The organism is Luteimonas sp. A537 (assembly GCF_054052065.1).
In genome coordinates this window covers 437,816-453,883 of the sequence record NZ_JBSVRH010000004.1, presented here as the reverse complement: position 1 = coordinate 453,883, position 16,068 = coordinate 437,816, and the positions used below count along the sequence as shown (strand labels likewise).

The 16,068-nt window shown below is 68.6% G+C and carries 16 protein-coding genes; 3 read left to right on the top strand and 13 right to left on the bottom strand.

Annotated elements, in window-relative coordinates:
* Positions 1 to 2 precede the first annotated feature (2 nt).
* Both ACW7GZ_RS12830 and ppsR read right to left on the bottom strand, forming a co-directional pair.
* A complete protein-coding gene (locus ACW7GZ_RS12830) occupies positions 3 to 530 on the bottom strand; it encodes a DUF1249 domain-containing protein (RefSeq protein WP_457002632.1) in 528 nt (175 codons plus the stop codon).
* Positions 531 to 552: 22 nt separating this feature from the next.
* Positions 553 to 1,374, bottom strand: a complete 822-nt coding sequence (gene ppsR, locus ACW7GZ_RS12825) for a posphoenolpyruvate synthetase regulatory kinase/phosphorylase PpsR (RefSeq protein ID WP_457009558.1) — start codon at positions 1,372 to 1,374, stop codon at positions 553 to 555.
* A gap of 126 nt (positions 1,375 to 1,500) precedes the next feature.
* On the opposite strand from ppsR, the gene ppsA reads away from it, so the two are divergent.
* Positions 1,501 to 3,876 carry a phosphoenolpyruvate synthase gene (gene ppsA / locus ACW7GZ_RS12820; protein WP_457002629.1) on the top strand — a complete coding sequence of 792 codons (2,376 nt, stop codon included), beginning with the start codon at positions 1,501 to 1,503 and terminating at the stop codon, positions 3,874 to 3,876.
* Positions 3,877 to 4,025: 149 nt separating this feature from the next.
* Here the strand turns inward: ppsA and orn are convergent, their stop codons facing one another.
* Positions 4,026 to 4,583, bottom strand: coding sequence for an oligoribonuclease (gene orn / locus ACW7GZ_RS12815; protein WP_457009556.1), 558 nt, complete (start codon positions 4,581 to 4,583; stop codon positions 4,026 to 4,028).
* An 88-nt stretch (positions 4,584 to 4,671) separates the two neighbouring features.
* Positions 4,672 to 5,172, bottom strand: a complete 501-nt coding sequence (gene tadA / locus ACW7GZ_RS12810; protein WP_457009554.1) for a tRNA adenosine(34) deaminase TadA — start codon at positions 5,170 to 5,172, stop codon at positions 4,672 to 4,674.
* Between the two features lie 51 nt (positions 5,173 to 5,223).
* Between tadA and pdxK the strand changes: the two genes are divergently transcribed.
* Positions 5,224 to 6,114, top strand: a complete 891-nt coding sequence (gene pdxK / locus ACW7GZ_RS12805) for a pyridoxine/pyridoxal/pyridoxamine kinase (RefSeq protein WP_457009552.1) — start codon at positions 5,224 to 5,226, stop codon at positions 6,112 to 6,114.
* A 28-nt stretch (positions 6,115 to 6,142) separates the two neighbouring features.
* Here pdxK and ACW7GZ_RS12800 read toward each other — a convergent pair whose 3' ends face one another.
* The 4 genes from ACW7GZ_RS12800 to ACW7GZ_RS12785 all read right to left on the bottom strand — a co-directional run bounded on the left by ACW7GZ_RS12800 (position 6,143) and on the right by ACW7GZ_RS12785 (position 10,223).
* The gene (locus ACW7GZ_RS12800) at positions 6,143 to 6,940 is read right to left on the bottom strand and encodes an ABC transporter permease subunit (protein ID WP_457002621.1); all 798 of its coding nucleotides are present in this window, start codon (positions 6,938 to 6,940) and stop codon (positions 6,143 to 6,145) included.
* Positions 6,937 to 7,794: an ABC transporter permease subunit gene (locus ACW7GZ_RS12795; protein WP_343254036.1), complete on the bottom strand. Its 858-nt coding sequence runs from the start codon at positions 7,792 to 7,794 to the stop codon at positions 6,937 to 6,939. The genes ACW7GZ_RS12800 and ACW7GZ_RS12795 overlap by 4 nt, the downstream gene beginning before the upstream one ends.
* A 128-nt stretch (positions 7,795 to 7,922) precedes the next feature.
* Positions 7,923 to 9,080: an ABC transporter ATP-binding protein gene (locus tag ACW7GZ_RS12790; protein WP_457002619.1), complete on the bottom strand. Its 1,158-nt coding sequence runs from the start codon at positions 9,078 to 9,080 to the stop codon at positions 7,923 to 7,925.
* A gap of 3 nt (positions 9,081 to 9,083) precedes the next feature.
* The gene (locus tag ACW7GZ_RS12785) at positions 9,084 to 10,223 is read right to left on the bottom strand and encodes a polyamine ABC transporter substrate-binding protein (RefSeq protein ID WP_457002617.1); all 1,140 of its coding nucleotides are present in this window, start codon (positions 10,221 to 10,223) and stop codon (positions 9,084 to 9,086) included.
* A 130-nt stretch (positions 10,224 to 10,353) separates the two neighbouring features.
* Here ACW7GZ_RS12785 and ACW7GZ_RS12780 point away from each other — a divergent pair, with 130 nt between their 5' ends.
* On the top strand, positions 10,354 to 11,091 hold the full coding sequence (locus ACW7GZ_RS12780; RefSeq protein ID WP_457009550.1) for a TorF family putative porin: 738 nt from the start codon (positions 10,354 to 10,356) through the stop codon (positions 11,089 to 11,091).
* A 20-nt stretch (positions 11,092 to 11,111) separates the two neighbouring features.
* Here the strand turns inward: ACW7GZ_RS12780 and ACW7GZ_RS12775 are convergent, their stop codons facing one another.
* The 5 genes from ACW7GZ_RS12775 to folD form a co-directional block, all read right to left on the bottom strand.
* Positions 11,112 to 11,615, bottom strand: a complete 504-nt coding sequence (locus ACW7GZ_RS12775; RefSeq protein ID WP_457009548.1) for a hypothetical protein — start codon at positions 11,613 to 11,615, stop codon at positions 11,112 to 11,114.
* A 142-nt stretch (positions 11,616 to 11,757) separates the two neighbouring features.
* Positions 11,758 to 13,341, bottom strand: a complete 1,584-nt coding sequence (guaA, locus tag ACW7GZ_RS12770; protein WP_457009546.1) for a glutamine-hydrolyzing GMP synthase — start codon at positions 13,339 to 13,341, stop codon at positions 11,758 to 11,760.
* Complete coding sequence (locus tag ACW7GZ_RS12765; RefSeq protein WP_457009544.1) at positions 13,338 to 13,568, bottom strand: hypothetical protein; 231 nt, start codon at positions 13,566 to 13,568, stop codon at positions 13,338 to 13,340. The genes guaA and ACW7GZ_RS12765 overlap by 4 nt, the downstream gene beginning before the upstream one ends.
* Positions 13,568 to 15,025: an IMP dehydrogenase gene (gene guaB / locus ACW7GZ_RS12760; RefSeq protein ID WP_457009630.1), complete on the bottom strand. Its 1,458-nt coding sequence runs from the start codon at positions 15,023 to 15,025 to the stop codon at positions 13,568 to 13,570. The genes ACW7GZ_RS12765 and guaB overlap by 1 nt, the downstream gene beginning before the upstream one ends.
* Positions 15,026 to 15,139: 114 nt before the next feature.
* Positions 15,140 to 16,030, bottom strand: coding sequence for a bifunctional methylenetetrahydrofolate dehydrogenase/methenyltetrahydrofolate cyclohydrolase FolD (gene folD / locus ACW7GZ_RS12755; RefSeq protein WP_457002610.1), 891 nt, complete (start codon positions 16,028 to 16,030; stop codon positions 15,140 to 15,142).
* Positions 16,031 to 16,068 lie beyond the last annotated feature (38 nt).

Genomic DNA, 16,068 nt, shown 5'->3' with positions numbered 1-16,068 from the left:
GTTCACCTTTTGCTGTCGGGGGAACTGCTTTTCGAAGATAGCATCGCCACCGCCGCGGGGCATGAAGGCACGGGCGCCAGCGTGGCCACGCCATGCCCGCTTTCAGCCAGGTACTGCAGCCACTTGCCGAGGAAGGTGTTCATCCGCATCCGGTGCCCGAGCAGCTGCGCCGGCGGCGGGAACATTCCGATCGCGTCCTGCCAGCGGCGCCCGACGTAGCAATGGGTCGCCTCCACCTGGCGTGCGTCGCGATACAGCTTCAGGAACGCTGATGGATCGGGCTGGCCGGTGACCGGATCGGGCAAGGCCACGTAGGCCATGCGCAGCTCGCTGGTGTAGGCGTGGCGCTCGACCACGTCGAGGCGCAGGTCGAGGCCGTCTCCGATGCTGGAGACGTATCCGCCGACCGCCAGGTCGCCGGCTTCGAACAGGCGCACCAGCCGCGAGTGGTTTTCCGCGTACAGCGCCATAAGCCAGCCGAGGCGGCTGAGGCCGGGGACATGCAGGCGGCGGGCGACGAGTTGCGACATGCCTTCGATGCTACACGGTCACCTAGAACATGCCGCGGCGGATGCCCAGGGTCGACATCACCTTGCTGGAGATCTCCTCGATCGAGGTGTGGGTGGTGCTCAGCACCGGGATCCGCTCGGCACGGAACAGCGCCTCGGCCGCCGCCACCTCGCGCTTGCAGGTCTCGAGCTCAGCGTACTTCGAGTTCGGGCGCCGCTCCTGGCGGATCTGCTGCAGGCGCACGGGATCGATGGTCAGCCCGAACAGCTTGGCGCGGTGCGCACGCAGGCGCGGCGGCAGCCGGTCGTGTTCGAGGTCTTCCTCGGTCAGCGGGTAGTTGGCCGCCGCGATCCCGTGGTGCAGCGCCAGGTAGACGCAGGTCGGCGTCTTGCCGGCGCGGGACACGGCCACCAGGATCACATCGGCCGCGTCGTAGTTGATCGACATGCCGTCGTCGTGGGTCAGCGCATAGTTCATGGCGTTGATGCGCTTGTGGTAGGCGTCGAAATCGACCATGCCGTGCGCCTGGCCCACGCGGGCCTGGCGGCTTTCGCCCAGCTCGGCCTCGAGCAGGCTCATGAACGGTTCGAACACGTCCAGCAGCATGGCGCCGCTGGCCGCGATGGCCGCGGTGAAGTCGACATTGACGCACGAGCTGACCACGATCGGCCGCAACCCGCAGGCCTCGCCTGCCGCCCGGATGCGCAAGGCGATCTCCGCCGCGCGCTCGACGCTGTCGACAAACGGGATGCGCTCGGGGGCGAACGCCGTGTCGCGGAACTGGGTGAGAAGGCTGTGGCCGATGGTTTCGGCGGTGATTCCGGTGCCATCCGAGACATAAAAGACCGGGCGCGGCGTCGACATGCGTTTTTTCCTGCTGCGCCGCGGGCCCCGCGGCTGGATGGCTTGCTAAAATACCCGGACTCGACGTCCGGTGCCGCTGCCGGCCGCCTTTCCCAACGATCCACCGATTTCCCTCCGGAGTCCGCCTTGAGCGCCAACATCCTGTGGCTTGACGACCTTCGCCTGACCGACCTTGCACAGGTTGGCGGCAAGAATTCCTCGCTTGGCGAGATGATCGGCAACCTGGCCCGACTCGGCGTATCCGTGCCCGGCGGCTTCGCCACCACCTCCGACGCGTTCAAGGACTTCGTAGCCCACAACGACCTGCACCAGCGGATCTTCGACAAGCTGGCCACGCTCGATGTCGAGGACGTGCCCGCGCTGGGCCGTGCCGGTGGCGAGATCCGCGGCTGGGTGATCGACGCACCGCTGCACCCCGCGCTCGAGTCCGACATTCGCGCCGCCTACGCCAAGCTCTGCGCCGACAACGGCGGCCAGGACGTGGCGGTCGCCGTGCGCTCCTCGGCCACCGCCGAGGACCTGCCCGATGCAAGCTTCGCCGGCCAGCAGGAAACCTTCCTCAACGTCACCGGCGCCGACGACGTGGTGGTCAAGGTCAAGGAGGTGTTCGCAAGCCTCTACAACGACCGCGCCATCGCCTACCGCGTGCACCACGGCTTCAAGCACGAGGACGTGTTCCTCTCCGCGGGCGTGCAGCTGATGGTGCGCTCCGACGTCGGTTCGTCCGGCGTTCTGTTCACCCTCGACACCGAGTCCGGCTTCCGCGACGTGGTGTTCATCACCTCCAGCTACGGCCTGGGCGAGAACGTCGTGCAGGGCGCGGTCAACCCGGACGAGTTCTACGTCTACAAGCCGACGCTGCGCCAGGGCCGTCCCGCCATCCTGCGCCGCTCGCTGGGTGCCAAGCAGATCCGCATGGTCTATTCCGAGCAGCCCGGCGAGCGCGTGCGCAACGAGGACACGCCCGATGCCCTGCGCTCGAAGTTCTCGATCAGCGATGAGGACGTGCACGAGCTCGCCCGCCAGGCGCTGACCATCGAGCAGCACTACGAGCGCCCGATGGACATCGAGTGGGCCAAGGACGGCGTGACCGGCAAGCTGTTCATCGTCCAGGCGCGTCCGGAGACCGTGAAGTCGCGCGCGAAGGCCACCCAGATCGAGCGCTTCATGCTCGGCAGCCGCGGTGACGTGGTCTGCGAAGGCCGCGCCATCGGCCAGAAGATCGGCAGCGGCGTGGCCCGCGTGGTGCGCTCTCTGGACGACATGCATCGCGTGCAGCCCGGCGATGTCCTGGTGGCCGACATGACCGACCCCGACTGGGAGCCGGTGATGAAGCGCGCCGCCGCCATCGTCACCAACCGCGGCGGCCGCACCTGCCACGCGGCGATCATCGCCCGCGAGCTGGGCGTGCCGGCCGTGGTCGGCACCGGCAACGCACTGGACATGATCGAGGACGGCGCCACCGTCACCATCAGCTGCGCCGAGGGCGACACCGGCTTCATCTACGCCGGCGCCCTGCCCTTCGAGCGCATCACCACCGACCTGACCTCGATGCCCGAGGCGCCGCTCAAGATCATGATGAACGTCGCCAACCCGGAGCGTGCGTTCGACTTCGGCCAGCTGCCAAACGCCGGCATCGGCCTGGCGCGCCTGGAGATGATCATCGCCGCGCACATCGGCGTGCATCCCAATGCGCTGCTGCAGTACGCGGCGCAGGATGCGGAAACAAAGAAGAAGATCGACGAGCGCGCCGCAGGCTACGCCGACCCGGTGAGCTTCTACGTCGACCGCCTGGCAGAGGGCATCGCCACGCTGACCGCGTCGGTGGCGCCGAACCCGGTGATCGTGCGCATGTCGGACTTCAAGTCCAACGAGTACGCCAACCTCATCGGCGGCTCGCGCTACGAGCCCGAGGAAGAGAACCCGATGATCGGCTTCCGCGGCGCCAGCCGCTACGTCGACAAGGCCTTTGCCGATGCGTTCGCGCTCGAGTGCCGCGCCGTGCTCAAGGTGCGCGAGACCATGGGCCTGGACAACCTCTGGGTGATGATCCCGTTCGTGCGTACGCTGGACGAAGGCCGCCGCGTGCTCGAGGTGCTGGCAGCCAACGGCCTGCGCCGCGGCGTCAACGGGCTCAAGGTCATCATGATGTGCGAGGTGCCGTCGAACGCCCTGCTGGCCGACGAGTTCCTGGAGATGTTCGACGGCTTCTCGATCGGCTCCAACGACCTGACCCAGCTGACCCTGGGCCTCGACCGCGACTCCGCGGTGGTCGCGCACCTGTTCGACGAGCGCGATCCGGCGGTGAAGAAGCTGCTGGCGATGGCCATCCAGACCGCGAAAGCCAAGGGCAAGTACATCGGCATCTGCGGCCAGGGCCCGAGCGACCATCCCGACCTTGCCGAATGGCTGATGCAGCAGGGCATCGAGTCGCTGTCGCTCAACCCCGACACCGTGGTCGACACCTGGCTGAAGCTCGCCAAGTCGAAAGCCGCCGGCTGACCCCACCCGCTTTCGTAGGAGCGGCTATAGCCGCGACCACTGTCGCAAAAAAGAAGGCCGGGCTTCGCAGCCCGGCCTTTCTTTTACCGGTGGTAAACATCGCTACGCCCGGTCGCAGCTATAGCTGCTCCTACAAAAGAGCGTCGGCGCTATTTGTGGGAGGCGAAGGTGCCCATGGCGCCGCGGTAGTGGCGGAGCTCGGCGATCGAGTCGTGGACGTCGCTCAGCGCGGTGTGCGCGGCCTGCTTGCGGATGCCCGCCAGCACGTCAGGAGCCCAGCGGCGGGCCAGCTCCTTGATGGTGCTGACGTCGAGGTTGCGATAGTGGAAGAAGCGCTCGAGCTGCGGCATGCAGCGGTGCAGGAAGCGGCGGTCCTGGCAGATGGAGTTGCCGCAGATCGGCGACTCGTCGGGCTTCAGCCAGCGGCCCAGGAACTCCAGGGTGCGCGCCTCGGCTTCGGCCATCGGCACACCCTCCTCCAGCACCCGGCGCCACAGCCCGGACTTGCCGTGCTGGTTGCGGTTCCAGTCGTCCATCGCCTCGAGCCGCGCCAGCGGATGTGCGATGGCAAGTTCGGGGCCTTCGGCCAATATGTTGAGGTCGGCGTCGGTGATCACCGTGGCGATCTCCAGGATGGAGTCGTTGTCGGTGTCCAGGCCGGTCATTTCCAGGTCGATCCACGCCAGGCGGTTGCTGCTTTCGCTCACGTCGTTCCTTTGTCGAATATCGGTACGCGGCGGGCATGCGGATCCCGGCGCGGCAATCCCACATCATAACGTGGCACCCGCAGGTGCCTCAGCCCGCGGCTCGCCCGCGCTTGCGCCGGAAGTAGTCGCGCAGCCGGGCGCCGGCCTCTCCGGCAAGCACGCCGCCGGTCACCTCGACGCGGTGGTTGTGGCGCGCATCGGCCAGCAGGTCGAAGACGCTGCCGGCGGCGCCGGTCTTGGGATCGGCGGCGCCGTAGACCACGCGCGCGATGCGGGCGTGGACCATCGCCATCGCGCACATCGCGCAGGGCTCCAGCGTCACGTACAGCGTGCAGCCGATGAGCCGGTGGTTGCCCAGCGCCTGGCCGGCCTTGCGCATGGCCACGATTTCGGCGTGCGCGGTGGGATCGTGCTCGCCGATGTTCCGGTTCCAGCCTTCGGCCACGACCTCGCCTTCCGGCCCCACCAGCACGGCGCCCACCGGGATCTCGTCGAACTCGCGCTCGGCGCGGTCGGCCAGCGCCAGCGCATGGTGCATCCAGGCCTGGTCGCGTTCGTCCGCATCGGTGGTCGGGAGCGAAGGCTGCATGCGGGCATTCTAATTGCCCGGGCCCGCGGCTCGAAAGCCTAGAATCGCCGAATGCAAAACGCCAACGGGAACGCGGGAATCAAGGCAGGGCGCGGGGACGATGCGCTGCAGCCCATGCAGCTGGACGTCGTCTCGGTGCAATCACAGGTCGTCTATGGCCAGGTCGGCAACAACATCGCGGTGCCGACGCTGCAGGCGCTTGGCCTGCGCGTGGCTGCGGTGCCGACGGTGGTGCTGAGCAATACGCCGCACCATCCGACGATCCATGGCGGCGCGATCCCGCTGGACTGGTTCGAAGGCTACCTGGCCGACCTGCACGCGCGCGACGCGCTGCAGCGGCTGAAGGCCGTAGTCGTGGGATACCTCGGCGGTCCCGCCCAGGCGAAGGCGCTTGCACGCTGGATCGAGGCCCTGGTGCATGAGCGCCCGGGCATCCAGGTATTCATCGATCCGGTGATCGGCGATGAGGACGTCGGCGTCTACGTCGACCCGGGCATGGTCGAGGCCTATCGCGCCCACCTCCTGCCGTTGGCCGACGGCCTGGTGCCCAACGGCTTCGAGCTCGGGCTGCTGGCCGGCCGGCCGGTGGCAAGCATCGACGAGGTGGGGGATGCGGCGCGCGCCCTGCTCGGCGGACGAACGCGCTGCGTGGTCGCCACCAGCGCGGCGCCGGCCACCTGGCAGGCCGGCACGATGCGCGTTGCCATGGTGACCCGCGATTGCGCCGAAGTCATCGAGCACCCGCGCCTGGACAGCACGCCCAAGGGAACCGGCGACCTGTTCAGCGCGACCCTCGCCGGCCACCAGCTTGCCGGATGCGGCGTTGCCGAGGCCGCGAGGCGCGCCTGCGACCGCGTGCTTGAAGTCCTGGCCACCACCCGCGCCGCCGGCAGCGCCGAAATGCTCGTCTTCCCCGCCCCCGCCCCCGCGCCGGACGCCTGACCAGCACCGGCCCATGCCCTCGGATTTATCAGGTGCCCTGCCGGCGATGCATCAACACCCCTGCGACGCTCACGCCCGCCGCGACCAGCACCACGATGATCGTCGCCAGCGCGTTGATTTCCGGCGTCACGCCGAGCTTGACCTTGGAATAGATCACCATCGGCATCGTGCTCGCGCCCGGGCCGGAGGTGAAGCTGGCGATCACCAGGTCGTCGAGCGACAGGGTGAACGCAAGCAGCCAGCCTGCCAGCAGCGCCGGTGCGATCAGCGGCAGGGTGATCACGAAGAACACCCGCCAGGGCTTCGCGCCCAGGTCCATGGCCGCTTCTTCCAGGCTGTCGTCCATGCCCGCCATGCGCGAGCGCACCACCACGGTGACGTAGCAGGCGGTAAGCGTGATGTGCGCAAGCGTGATCGTGACCATGCCGCGGTCGGGCCAGCCGAAGGCCTGCTGCAGGGTCACGAACAGCAGCAGCGAGGACAGCCCCATCATCACGTCGGGCATGACCATCGGTGCCGAGTTCATCAGGCTCAGCAGGCCGCGGCCCGGGAACCGGCCGAAGCGCGACAGGGCCAGGCCGCAGGCGGTGCCCAGGAACACGGCCGCGGTCGCGGTGATCGCGGCGATCAGGAAGCTGCGCTGCACCGCGTCCAGCAGCTGGTCGTTGGCCAGGAGCGCGCTGTACCAGCGGGTCGAGAAACCGCCCCACACCGTCGCCACGCGCGAGGCATTGAACGAGTACGCCACCACCGAGAGGATCGGGATGTAGAGGAAGGCGTAGCCCAGCACCATGGCGGTGTAGAGCAGGAAGGGATTGCGCTTCATGCCTCCGCCTCGCGCTCGCTGCGCCGGTTCTCGAAGTACTCGAACAGCAGCGTGGGCAGCACGATCATCACCAGCATGGCGATCGTGACCGCGGCCGCCAGCGGCCAGTCGCGGTTGGTGAAGAACTCGATCCAGAGCACCCGGCCGATGGTCAGCGCGTCGGGCCCGCCGAGGATGTCGGGGATCACGAACTCGCCCACCGCGGGAATGAACACCAGCAGGGAGCCCGCGATGATGCCCGGCATCGACAGCGGCAGCGTCACCCGCAGGAAGGCGTGCCAGGGCTTGGCGCCGAGGTCTTCGGCGGCTTCGAGCAGGGTGAAGTCCAGGCGCATGAGCGTGGCCGTGAGCGGCAGGATCATGAACGGAAGGTAGTTGTAGACGATGCCGATGTAGACCGCGATATCGGTATGCAGCAGCGCGAAGTCCGGGCCGGCCAAGCCGACCGCCATCAGCGCCTGTGCCAGCAGGCCGTTGGCCTTCAGGATGCCGATCAGCGCATAGGTGCGCAGCAGCGAGCTGGTCCAGAAGGGCAGGATCACCAGCACCAGCAGCAGCAGGCGCATCACCGGCGTGGCGCGCGCGATGCCGTAGGCGATCGGATAGCCCAGCAGCAGGCAGAACACGGTGGACACCGACGCGAACAGCAGTGACTTGAGATAGGCCGACACGTACAGCGGATCGGACAGCAGCATCGCGTAATTGGATACGTGCAGGCGCAGCGATGCCGCGCCGTCGGCCGCGGTCTCGACAAGCGCCGTATACGGCGGCGCCTGCCCGAACACCGCTTGCGCGAAGCTGATCTTGAGCACGATCAGGAACGGCACCAGGAAGAACAGGCCCAGCCACAGCATCGGCAGCGCGGTCACCAGGAACCGGCCACGGCGGGTGCGGAACTCATGCCCGACCGCGCGGAACCAGCCGAACAGGTTGCGCACCACGTCGAACCAGAAGTCCCACAGCCCCGGATTGCGGACGTGGCTCATGCCGTCAGCACCACCGCGCTGGCCGCTTCCCAGCTGAGCCACAGGGTATCGTCCCAGTCGTAGTGCGGCTCGGAGCTGCGCGCCACGTGGGTCTCCTGCACGCGCACGATGGCGCCGGCCTCCGTCTCCACCTGGTAGATCGAGACGTCGCCCAGGTAGGCGATGTCGCGGACCTTGCCGACCACCACGTTCTCGGTGGCCACGCTGCCGCGCGGCGGCGGTGCCTCGTGCACGTCGATCTTCTCCGGGCGCACGGCCACGCTCACCGCGGTGCCCTCGGGCAGCGGGTCGGTATGGCGCGCGAGCAGCTCGGCGTCGAGTGCATCGCACTGGATGCACGCCTGGCCCGTGGCTTCGTCGCTGCCCAGCACGCGGCCCTCGAAGATGTTGATGCCGCCGATGAACTCGGCCACGAAGCGCGTGGCCGGGTACTCGTACAGCACCGCCGGCGTCGACACCTGCACGATGCGCCCGGTATCCATCACCGCGATGCGCGAGGACATCGTCATCGCCTCTTCCTGGTCGTGGGTGACCATGATGAAGGTGGTGCCGACGCGCTCCTGGATGTTCACCAGTTCAAACTGGGTGTGCTCGCGGAGGCGCCGGTCGAGCGCGCCCAGCGGCTCGTCCAGCAGCAGCAGCTTGGGCTGCTTGGCCAGCGCGCGCGCAAGCGCCACGCGCTGGCGCTGCCCCCCCGACAGCTGATGCGGCTTGCGGTTGGCCAGCTGCGGCATGCGCACCAGCTCCAGCATCGCCTGCACCCGGTCGCGGATCTCGCCGGCGGGCAGCCGGTCCTGGCGCAGGCCGAAGGCGATGTTCTGCGCCACCGTCATGTGCGGGAACAGCGCGTAGCTCTGGAACATCATGTTGACCGGCCGCTGGTAGGGCGGCAGGTCGGTCACGTCCAGCCCGTCGATCAGGATGCGCCCCTGGTCGGGCGCTTCCAGCCCGGCCAGGATCCGCAGCAGCGTGCTCTTGCCCGAGCCCGAGCCCCCCAGCAGCGCGAAGAACTCGCCGCGGTAGACGTCCAGCGTGACGTCATCGCAAGCATAGACTTTGCCGAAGGTCTTCGTGACCCCCTCGATGCGCACGAAGGGCTGCGCCGCAGGGTCACGCCAGGGTTCGGAAGCGAGGCTCCGCGCGGGGACCGGCATCGCCTAGCGGCCGCTCTTGATCGCGGTCCAGGCGCGGACGCGCTGGCGCTGAATGTCTTCGGGCAGCGAGGTCGGGTCGACCAGCTTGGCGCGCACGTCTTCTGGCGGATACACGCCCGCGTCGCGGGCGATCCCGGGATCGATCAGCGACGTGGCCGCCTGGTTGGCGTTGGCATAGGCGACGTGGTCGGTGATCGCCGCGATCACCTCCGGCTCCATCAGGTAGTTGACGAAGGCGTGTGCGTTGCCCGGATGGCGCGCGTCGGCCGGGATCGCGACCAGGTCGGTCCAGCGGATCGCGCCTTCCTTGGGGATCACGTAGCGGATGTCAGGCACGGGCTTGCCGGTCGCTTCCGCGGCCTCGGCCGCGACGTCGCGGGCCTGGCCGATGTCGCCCGAATAGCCCATCACCAGGCAGGCGTCGCCGTTGGCCAATGCGTCCTTGTATTCGGCATTGTTGAAGGTGCGGATGTGCGGCCGGATCGCGGCATAGACCTGCTTGACCGCGTCGATCTCGTCGGCGGCACCCGCGTTCGGGTCGCGGCCCAGCCACAGTAGCGCCGCGCCGAAGGCCTCCTGGTCGTCGTCGAGCACGTGGATGCCACAGGAGCCAAGCTTCGCCGCGTTGGCCGGGTCGAACAGCAAACTCCAGGAATCCAGTGGCGCGTCGTCGCCGAGGGCGGCCCGGACCTTGTCCACGTTCACGCCCAGGCCGGTGGTGCCCCACATGTAGGGCACCGCGTGCGCGTTGCCCGGGTCGATGTCGGCCAGCCCGTCCATGATCGCCGTGTCCAGGTGCTGCAGGTTGGGCAGTTTCGACGTGTCCAGCTCCGTGTACAGGCCGGCCCGGATCTGGCGCTGGGCGAAAGGACGCGCGGACGGGAACACCACGTCGTAGCCGGAGCCCCCGGCGGTGAGCTTGGTCTCCAACGTTTCATTGTCGGCGTAGACGTCGTAATTGACCTTGATGCCGGTGGCCGCCTCGAAGTTGGCGATGGTGTCGGCTGCGACGTAGTCCGACCAGTTGTAGACGTTGAGGACCTTTTCCTCGGCGCCCGGGGCGCCGGCGTCGGTGGACCCGGACTGGCCGCCACATGCGGCAAGGACCAGGACGCAGGCAAGCGGTGCGAGGCGCAGGGACACGGCGATTCTCCGGAACGGGGGCAGGAGGGCATGTTCGGAGGGGGATCGGGCAGTGTCAACGTGGATTTACCCCGGCATCGCGCCGGTGTATCGTCGCGCGCCTGCCCGCTCACGGGTCCGGAGTTCCGCCATGACCAAGTTGTCTCTCGCCGCCGCGCTGGCGACCCTGCTCGCCACCGCCCTGCCCGCCTACGCGCAGGAGGTCGGCGACGACGCGGCCTGGTCGTTCGGTGGCGAAGTGGTCGCGGCCAGCGACTACGTCTGGCGCGGCGTCTCCCAGACCATGGAGGATCCGGCCCTGCAGCTGGAGGCCTACGTCGAGCACCAGAGTGGCTTCTACGTCGGCGCCTTCGCCTCGACCGTGGATTTCGGCGATCCGGAAGACGGCATCGACTACGAGCGCGAGCTCTACGTCGGCTGGAGCGGTGAGCTGGGCGAGGACACCGAGCTGGACATGTCCGTCTCCCACGTGTCCTACCCCGGCCACAACGGCCCGGACTACGACATCGACTACACCGAGGTCCAGGCGGTGCTGGGCTTCGCCGGTTATTACAACGTGGGCGTGGCCTACTCGCCCGACATCTTCAACCTCGGCGGCAAGGGCTGGTACTACACCGCCGGGGCGGCCTTCCCGCTCGGCGAGACCGGTCTCACCCTGGGCCTGCAGGCCGGTCACTACGACCTCGACGACGCCGCCGGCGACAGCTACAGCGACTGGCTGGTCTCACTTGAGCGCGACTTCGGGCCGATCAACGCGAAGCTGCAGTACACCGACACCTCCGGCTACAGCGAACTGCTGGCGGAATCGGTCGGCGACTCGCGGCTGGCCGACGGCCGTGCGGCGCTGCTGCTGACCTGGGCGTTCTGAGGGACCGGTACGCGGCCCGATCAGAACAGGTAAGACCAGCTCTGGCCCTCGCCACCATGGCTGCGCACGCGCCAGACCGAGCGTGACAGACGCTCGGTCCCGCGGCTGCGGCTGACCAGGACCTCGCCCACCTTCATCGTGGTGACGCTTTCCACCGTCGCGTTGCGGCGTCCGGGATCGATGCGGATCGAACGCACGTCCACAGTGACATCGAAGGTCAGCAGGCCGCGGCTCCGTCCGCCCAGGTTACGCATCCCCTCCAGCATCTCCCGGGTCATGCGGCAGGTACTTTCGCCGTCATACGCGGCCTCGCCCGTGCGCCGGCCATCGACGTACGAGGTGACGCTGATCCTGAAATCGCCGGCGATGTCCTTGCACATCGACTCATGGTCGAAGCTGCGCATCGCATCTATCTGCCGCGCGTAGTAGCGCTGCACGTGCGATTCGTCGATCCGCCAGCCGTTGTCCCAGGCAAGCACGGCCACCGCCGCCAACACGGCAAGCACAAGCAGTCTCACGACCATCGGTCTCTCCCTCCCCGGAGCACCCCATGGAAACGCCGGCTTGTCGGCCGGCGCCGCTGTCACTTCCGTTCGATCATCGCCGGAAATATCCGGCCAAGGCGCAAGGCGTCCTGCCGCGGCCAGCGGAGTCTAGCAGCAGGCCCTACTCCCACTCGATCGTCGCCGGCGGCTTGCCGCTGATGTCGTAGACCACGCGCGACACGCCGCGCACCTCGTTGATGATCCGGTTCGAGACCCGGCCGAGGAAGTCGTACGGCAGATGCGCCCAGTGCGCCGTCATGAAGTCGACGGTCTCGACCGCGCGCAGCGCGATCACCCATTCGTAAGCCCGCGCGTCGCCGACCACGCCCACCGATTTCACCGGCAGGAACACAGCGAAGGCCTGGCTGGTCCTGTCGTAAAGGCCGGCCGCACGCAGCTCTTCGATGAACACCGCATCCGCTCGCGCCAGGATGTCAGCGTATTCCGGCTTGACCTCGCCGAGGATGCGCACGCCCAGGCCCGGGCCCGGGAACGGATGGCGGTAGACCATCTCGTGCGGCAGGCCGAGTGCCACGCCGATGCGGCGGACCTCGTCCTTGAACAGCTCGCGCAGCGGCTCCACCAGGCCCATCTTCATGTGCTCGGGCAGGCCGCCAACGTTGTGGTGGCTCTTGATGACGTGCGCCTTGCCGGTCTTGCTGCCGGCGGACTCGATCACGTCGGGATAGATCGTGCCCTGTGCCAGCCACTTGGCATTGGCCAGCTTGCCGGCTTCCTCATCGAAGATCTCGATGAACAGCCCGCCGATGATCTTGCGCTTGGCCTCGGGATCGGTGACCCCCGCGAGCGCGCTGAAATAGCGGTCGCGCGCATCGACCCGGATCACCCGGATGCCCAGACCGTGGGCGTCGGAGGCGTCGGCGAAGGTCGCCATCACCTGGTCGCCCTCCTGCCAGCGCAGCAGACCGGTGTCGACAAAGACGCAGGTCAGCTGGTCGCCGATCGCACGGTGCAGCAGCGCCGCGACGACGGAGGAATCGACGCCACCGGACAGGCCCAGGATCACATCGTCGGTGCCGACGGTCTCGCGCACGCGCGCGACCTGGTCCTCGATGATGTGCTCGGCCGTCCACAGCGTCTCGCTGCCGCAGACGTCGACCACGAAGCGGCGCAGCAGCGCCTGGCCGGACGTGGTGTGCGTGACCTCGGGGTGAAACTGCACGCCGTACCAGCGCCTGTCCTCGTTGGCGAAGGCCGCGACCGGAACGCGCGAGGTGCTCGCGGTGACCGTGAAGCCGGGCGGCGCCTTCGAGACGTGGTCGCCGTGGCTCATCCACACGTCCAGGCGCGGTGGTTCGCTGCCGTGGTCATTGAGTTCGCCGAACAGGCGATCGCGCGCCATCAGCGTGACTTCGGCGTGGCCGTACTCGCGTGCGTCGGCGGCCTCGGTTTCGCCGCCAAGCTGCTTGGCCATGGTCTGCATGCCATAGCAGATGCCCAGCAAAGGCAGGCTGCTGTCGAACACCTCCTGCGGCGCGCGCGGGCACCCTTCGACCGTGGTCGACTCGGGGCCGCCCGACAGGATGATGCCGCGGGCGCCGAAGGCCGCGATCTCGGATGGATCATGGTCCCAGGCCCAGATCTCGCAGTACACGCCCAGTTCGCGCACGCGGCGCGCGATCAGCTGCGTGTACTGCGCGCCGAAATCGATGATGAGGATCTTGTCGCGGTGCAGGTCGGTCATGGCGTCGGGTCTTGGGGCAGGGCCGCGGGAACGGCCATCCGGAAGGTGCACTGCTCGAGCTCCGCGTTCCACACGCCGCCGTTGCCGGTGCAGGAATCGCGCAGCTGCCAGCCGCGGTAGAAGTCGTAGCCATAGACCACGGCCGCCACCAGCGCCGCGACCACGAGGCCGCGGATCAGGATGCGGCGGGCGGGCGAGCGCGCGTCGCGTGCGTTCAGCGGCTTCATCAGCCGGCCCTGTAGTTCGGCGGTTCCTTGGTGATCTGCACGTCGTGGACGTGGCTCTCGCGCTGGCCGGCGCCGGTGATCTTCACCATCTTCGGCTTGCTGCGCATGTCCTCGACGGTGGCGCAGCCGACGTAGCCCATGGTGGCGCGAAGGCCGCCGGTCAGCTGGTGGATCACGCCGCTGAGCGGGCCGCGGTACGGCACGCGGCCCTCGATGCCTTCCGGCACCAGCTTGTCGGCCGAGGCTGCCTCCTGGAAGTAGCGGTCGCTGGAGCCCTTCTCCATCGCCGCCAGGCTGCCCATGCCGCGGTAGCTCTTGTAGCTGCGGCCCTGGTAGAGCTCGGTCTCGCCGGGGGTTTCCTCGGTGCCGGCGAACAGGCCGCCGATCATTACCGTGGACGCGCCCGCGGCCAGCGCCTTGCCGATGTCGCCGGAGTAGCGGATGCCGCCGTCGGCGATCAGCGGAATGCGGTCCTGCAGGGCCTCGGCCACCATGTCGATGGCGGTGATCTGCGGTACGCCCACGCCCGCCACCACGCGCGTGGTGCAGATCGAGCCCGGGCCCACGCCGACCTTGACCGCGTCCGCGCCGGCATCCATCAGCGCAAGCGCCGCGTCGCCGGTGACGATGTTGCCGCCGACCACCTGCAGCCGCGGGTAGCGCTTCTTGGCCCAGGCCACGCGGTCGATCACCCCCTGCGAATGGCCGTGCGCGGTGTCGACGATGATGACGTCGACGCCGGCGTCGGCCAGGCGCTCGATGCGCTCCTCGGTATCGCCGCCCACGCCCACCGCGGCGCCGACCAGCAGGCTCTCCGACAGGTCCTTGGCGGCGTTCGGGTTGTCCTGCGCCTTCTGGATGTCCTTGACGGTGATGAGGCCGCGCAGCTGGAATTCGTCGTTGACCACCAGCACCTTCTCGATGCGGTGGCGGTGCAGCAGTTCGATCACTTCCCCGTCGCTCGCGCCTTCCTTCACCGTGACCAGCTTCTCCTTGCGGGTCATGATGTTGCGCACCGGGTCGTCGAGCTTCTTCTCGAAGCGCATGTCGCGCCCGGTGACGATGCCGACCAGCTGGTCGCCGTCGACCACCGGCACGCCGGAGATGTTGCGCGCGCGGGTGAGCCGCAGCACTTCGCCGATCGAGGTCTGCGGGCCGACGGTGAACGGCTCGCGGATCACCCCGGCCTCGAAGTTCTTGACCTGCAACACGTGCGCGGCCTGGCGCTCGGCGCTCATGTTCTTGTGCACGATGCCGATGCCGCCGAGCTGGGCCATGGCGATGGCCAGGCGTGCTTCGGTCACCGTGTCCATGGCGGCGGACACGATCGGCATGTTCAGGCGCAGGTCGCGCGTGAGCCGGGTGGCGAGGGAGACGTCCTTGGGGAGGACCGTGGAATGCGCCGGGACGAGCGAGACGTCGTCGAAGGTGAGCGCTTCAGCCTGGATGCGCAGCATGGGCGTGCCGGTGGTGGTGAAGCACGACATTGTACCCCGCCGCCGCCGGTCGGAGCGCGGCCGGTGGCGGAATGGCGCGTCCCGCGGGCGGCGCGGCGCGCGGCCGCCCCGCTCTCAGGCGCCGGACGCCGCGGCGTCGGCGGCTTCCGCGGCCTCCAGCGTGTTCTGCATCAGGGTGGCCACGGTCATGGGCCCGACGCCGCCGGGCACCGGCGTGATCCAGCTCGCGCGCGCGGACGCCGCGGCAAAGCCGACGTCGCCCACCAGGCGGCCATCGTCCAGGCGGTTGATGCCGACATCGATCACCACCGCACCGGGCTTCACCCATTCGCCCGGCACCAGGTCGGGCTTGCCCACCGCCACCACCAGGATGTCGGCCTCGCCCACGTGTCGGCGCACCACGTCGCGGGGCGTGAACTTGTGGCAGCTGGTGACCGTGCAGCCGGCGATCAGCAGCTCCAGCGCCATCGGCCGCCCGACGTGGTTGCTGACGCCCACGATCGTCGCGCTCTGCCCGCGCACCGGGCGGTCGGTCCAGGCCAGCAGCGTGGTGATGCCGCGCGGCGTGCAGGGACGCAGGCCGAACTGGCGCAGCGCCAGGTGGCCGACGTTCTCGGGATGGAAGCCGTCGACGTCCTTGCGCGGATCGATGCGGTGGATCAGGCGCGTGGCGTCGGGAATGCCGGGCAGCGGCAGCTGCACCAGGATGCCGTGTACGTCCGGGTCCGCGTTGAGGCGGTCGATCAGCGCCAGCAGCTCCGCCTCGGTGGTGCCTTCGGGCAGGTCGAAGTCCAGCGCTCGGATGCCGACGATGCCCGCTGCGCGCCGCTTGTTGCGCACGTAGGAGCGCGACGCCGGGTTGTCGCCGACCAGCACCACGGCCAGACCGGGGGGCGCGTGGCCGGACGCGGTGCGCGCCTCCACCCGCAGCCTGAGGGCGTCGAGGAGTTCATCGGCGATGCGCTTGCCGTCGAGGATGCGGGCCTGGGGAGCGATATCGGGCATGCCTGTAGGTCGCGGGCGTGAGGCCTGCATTGTCGCCG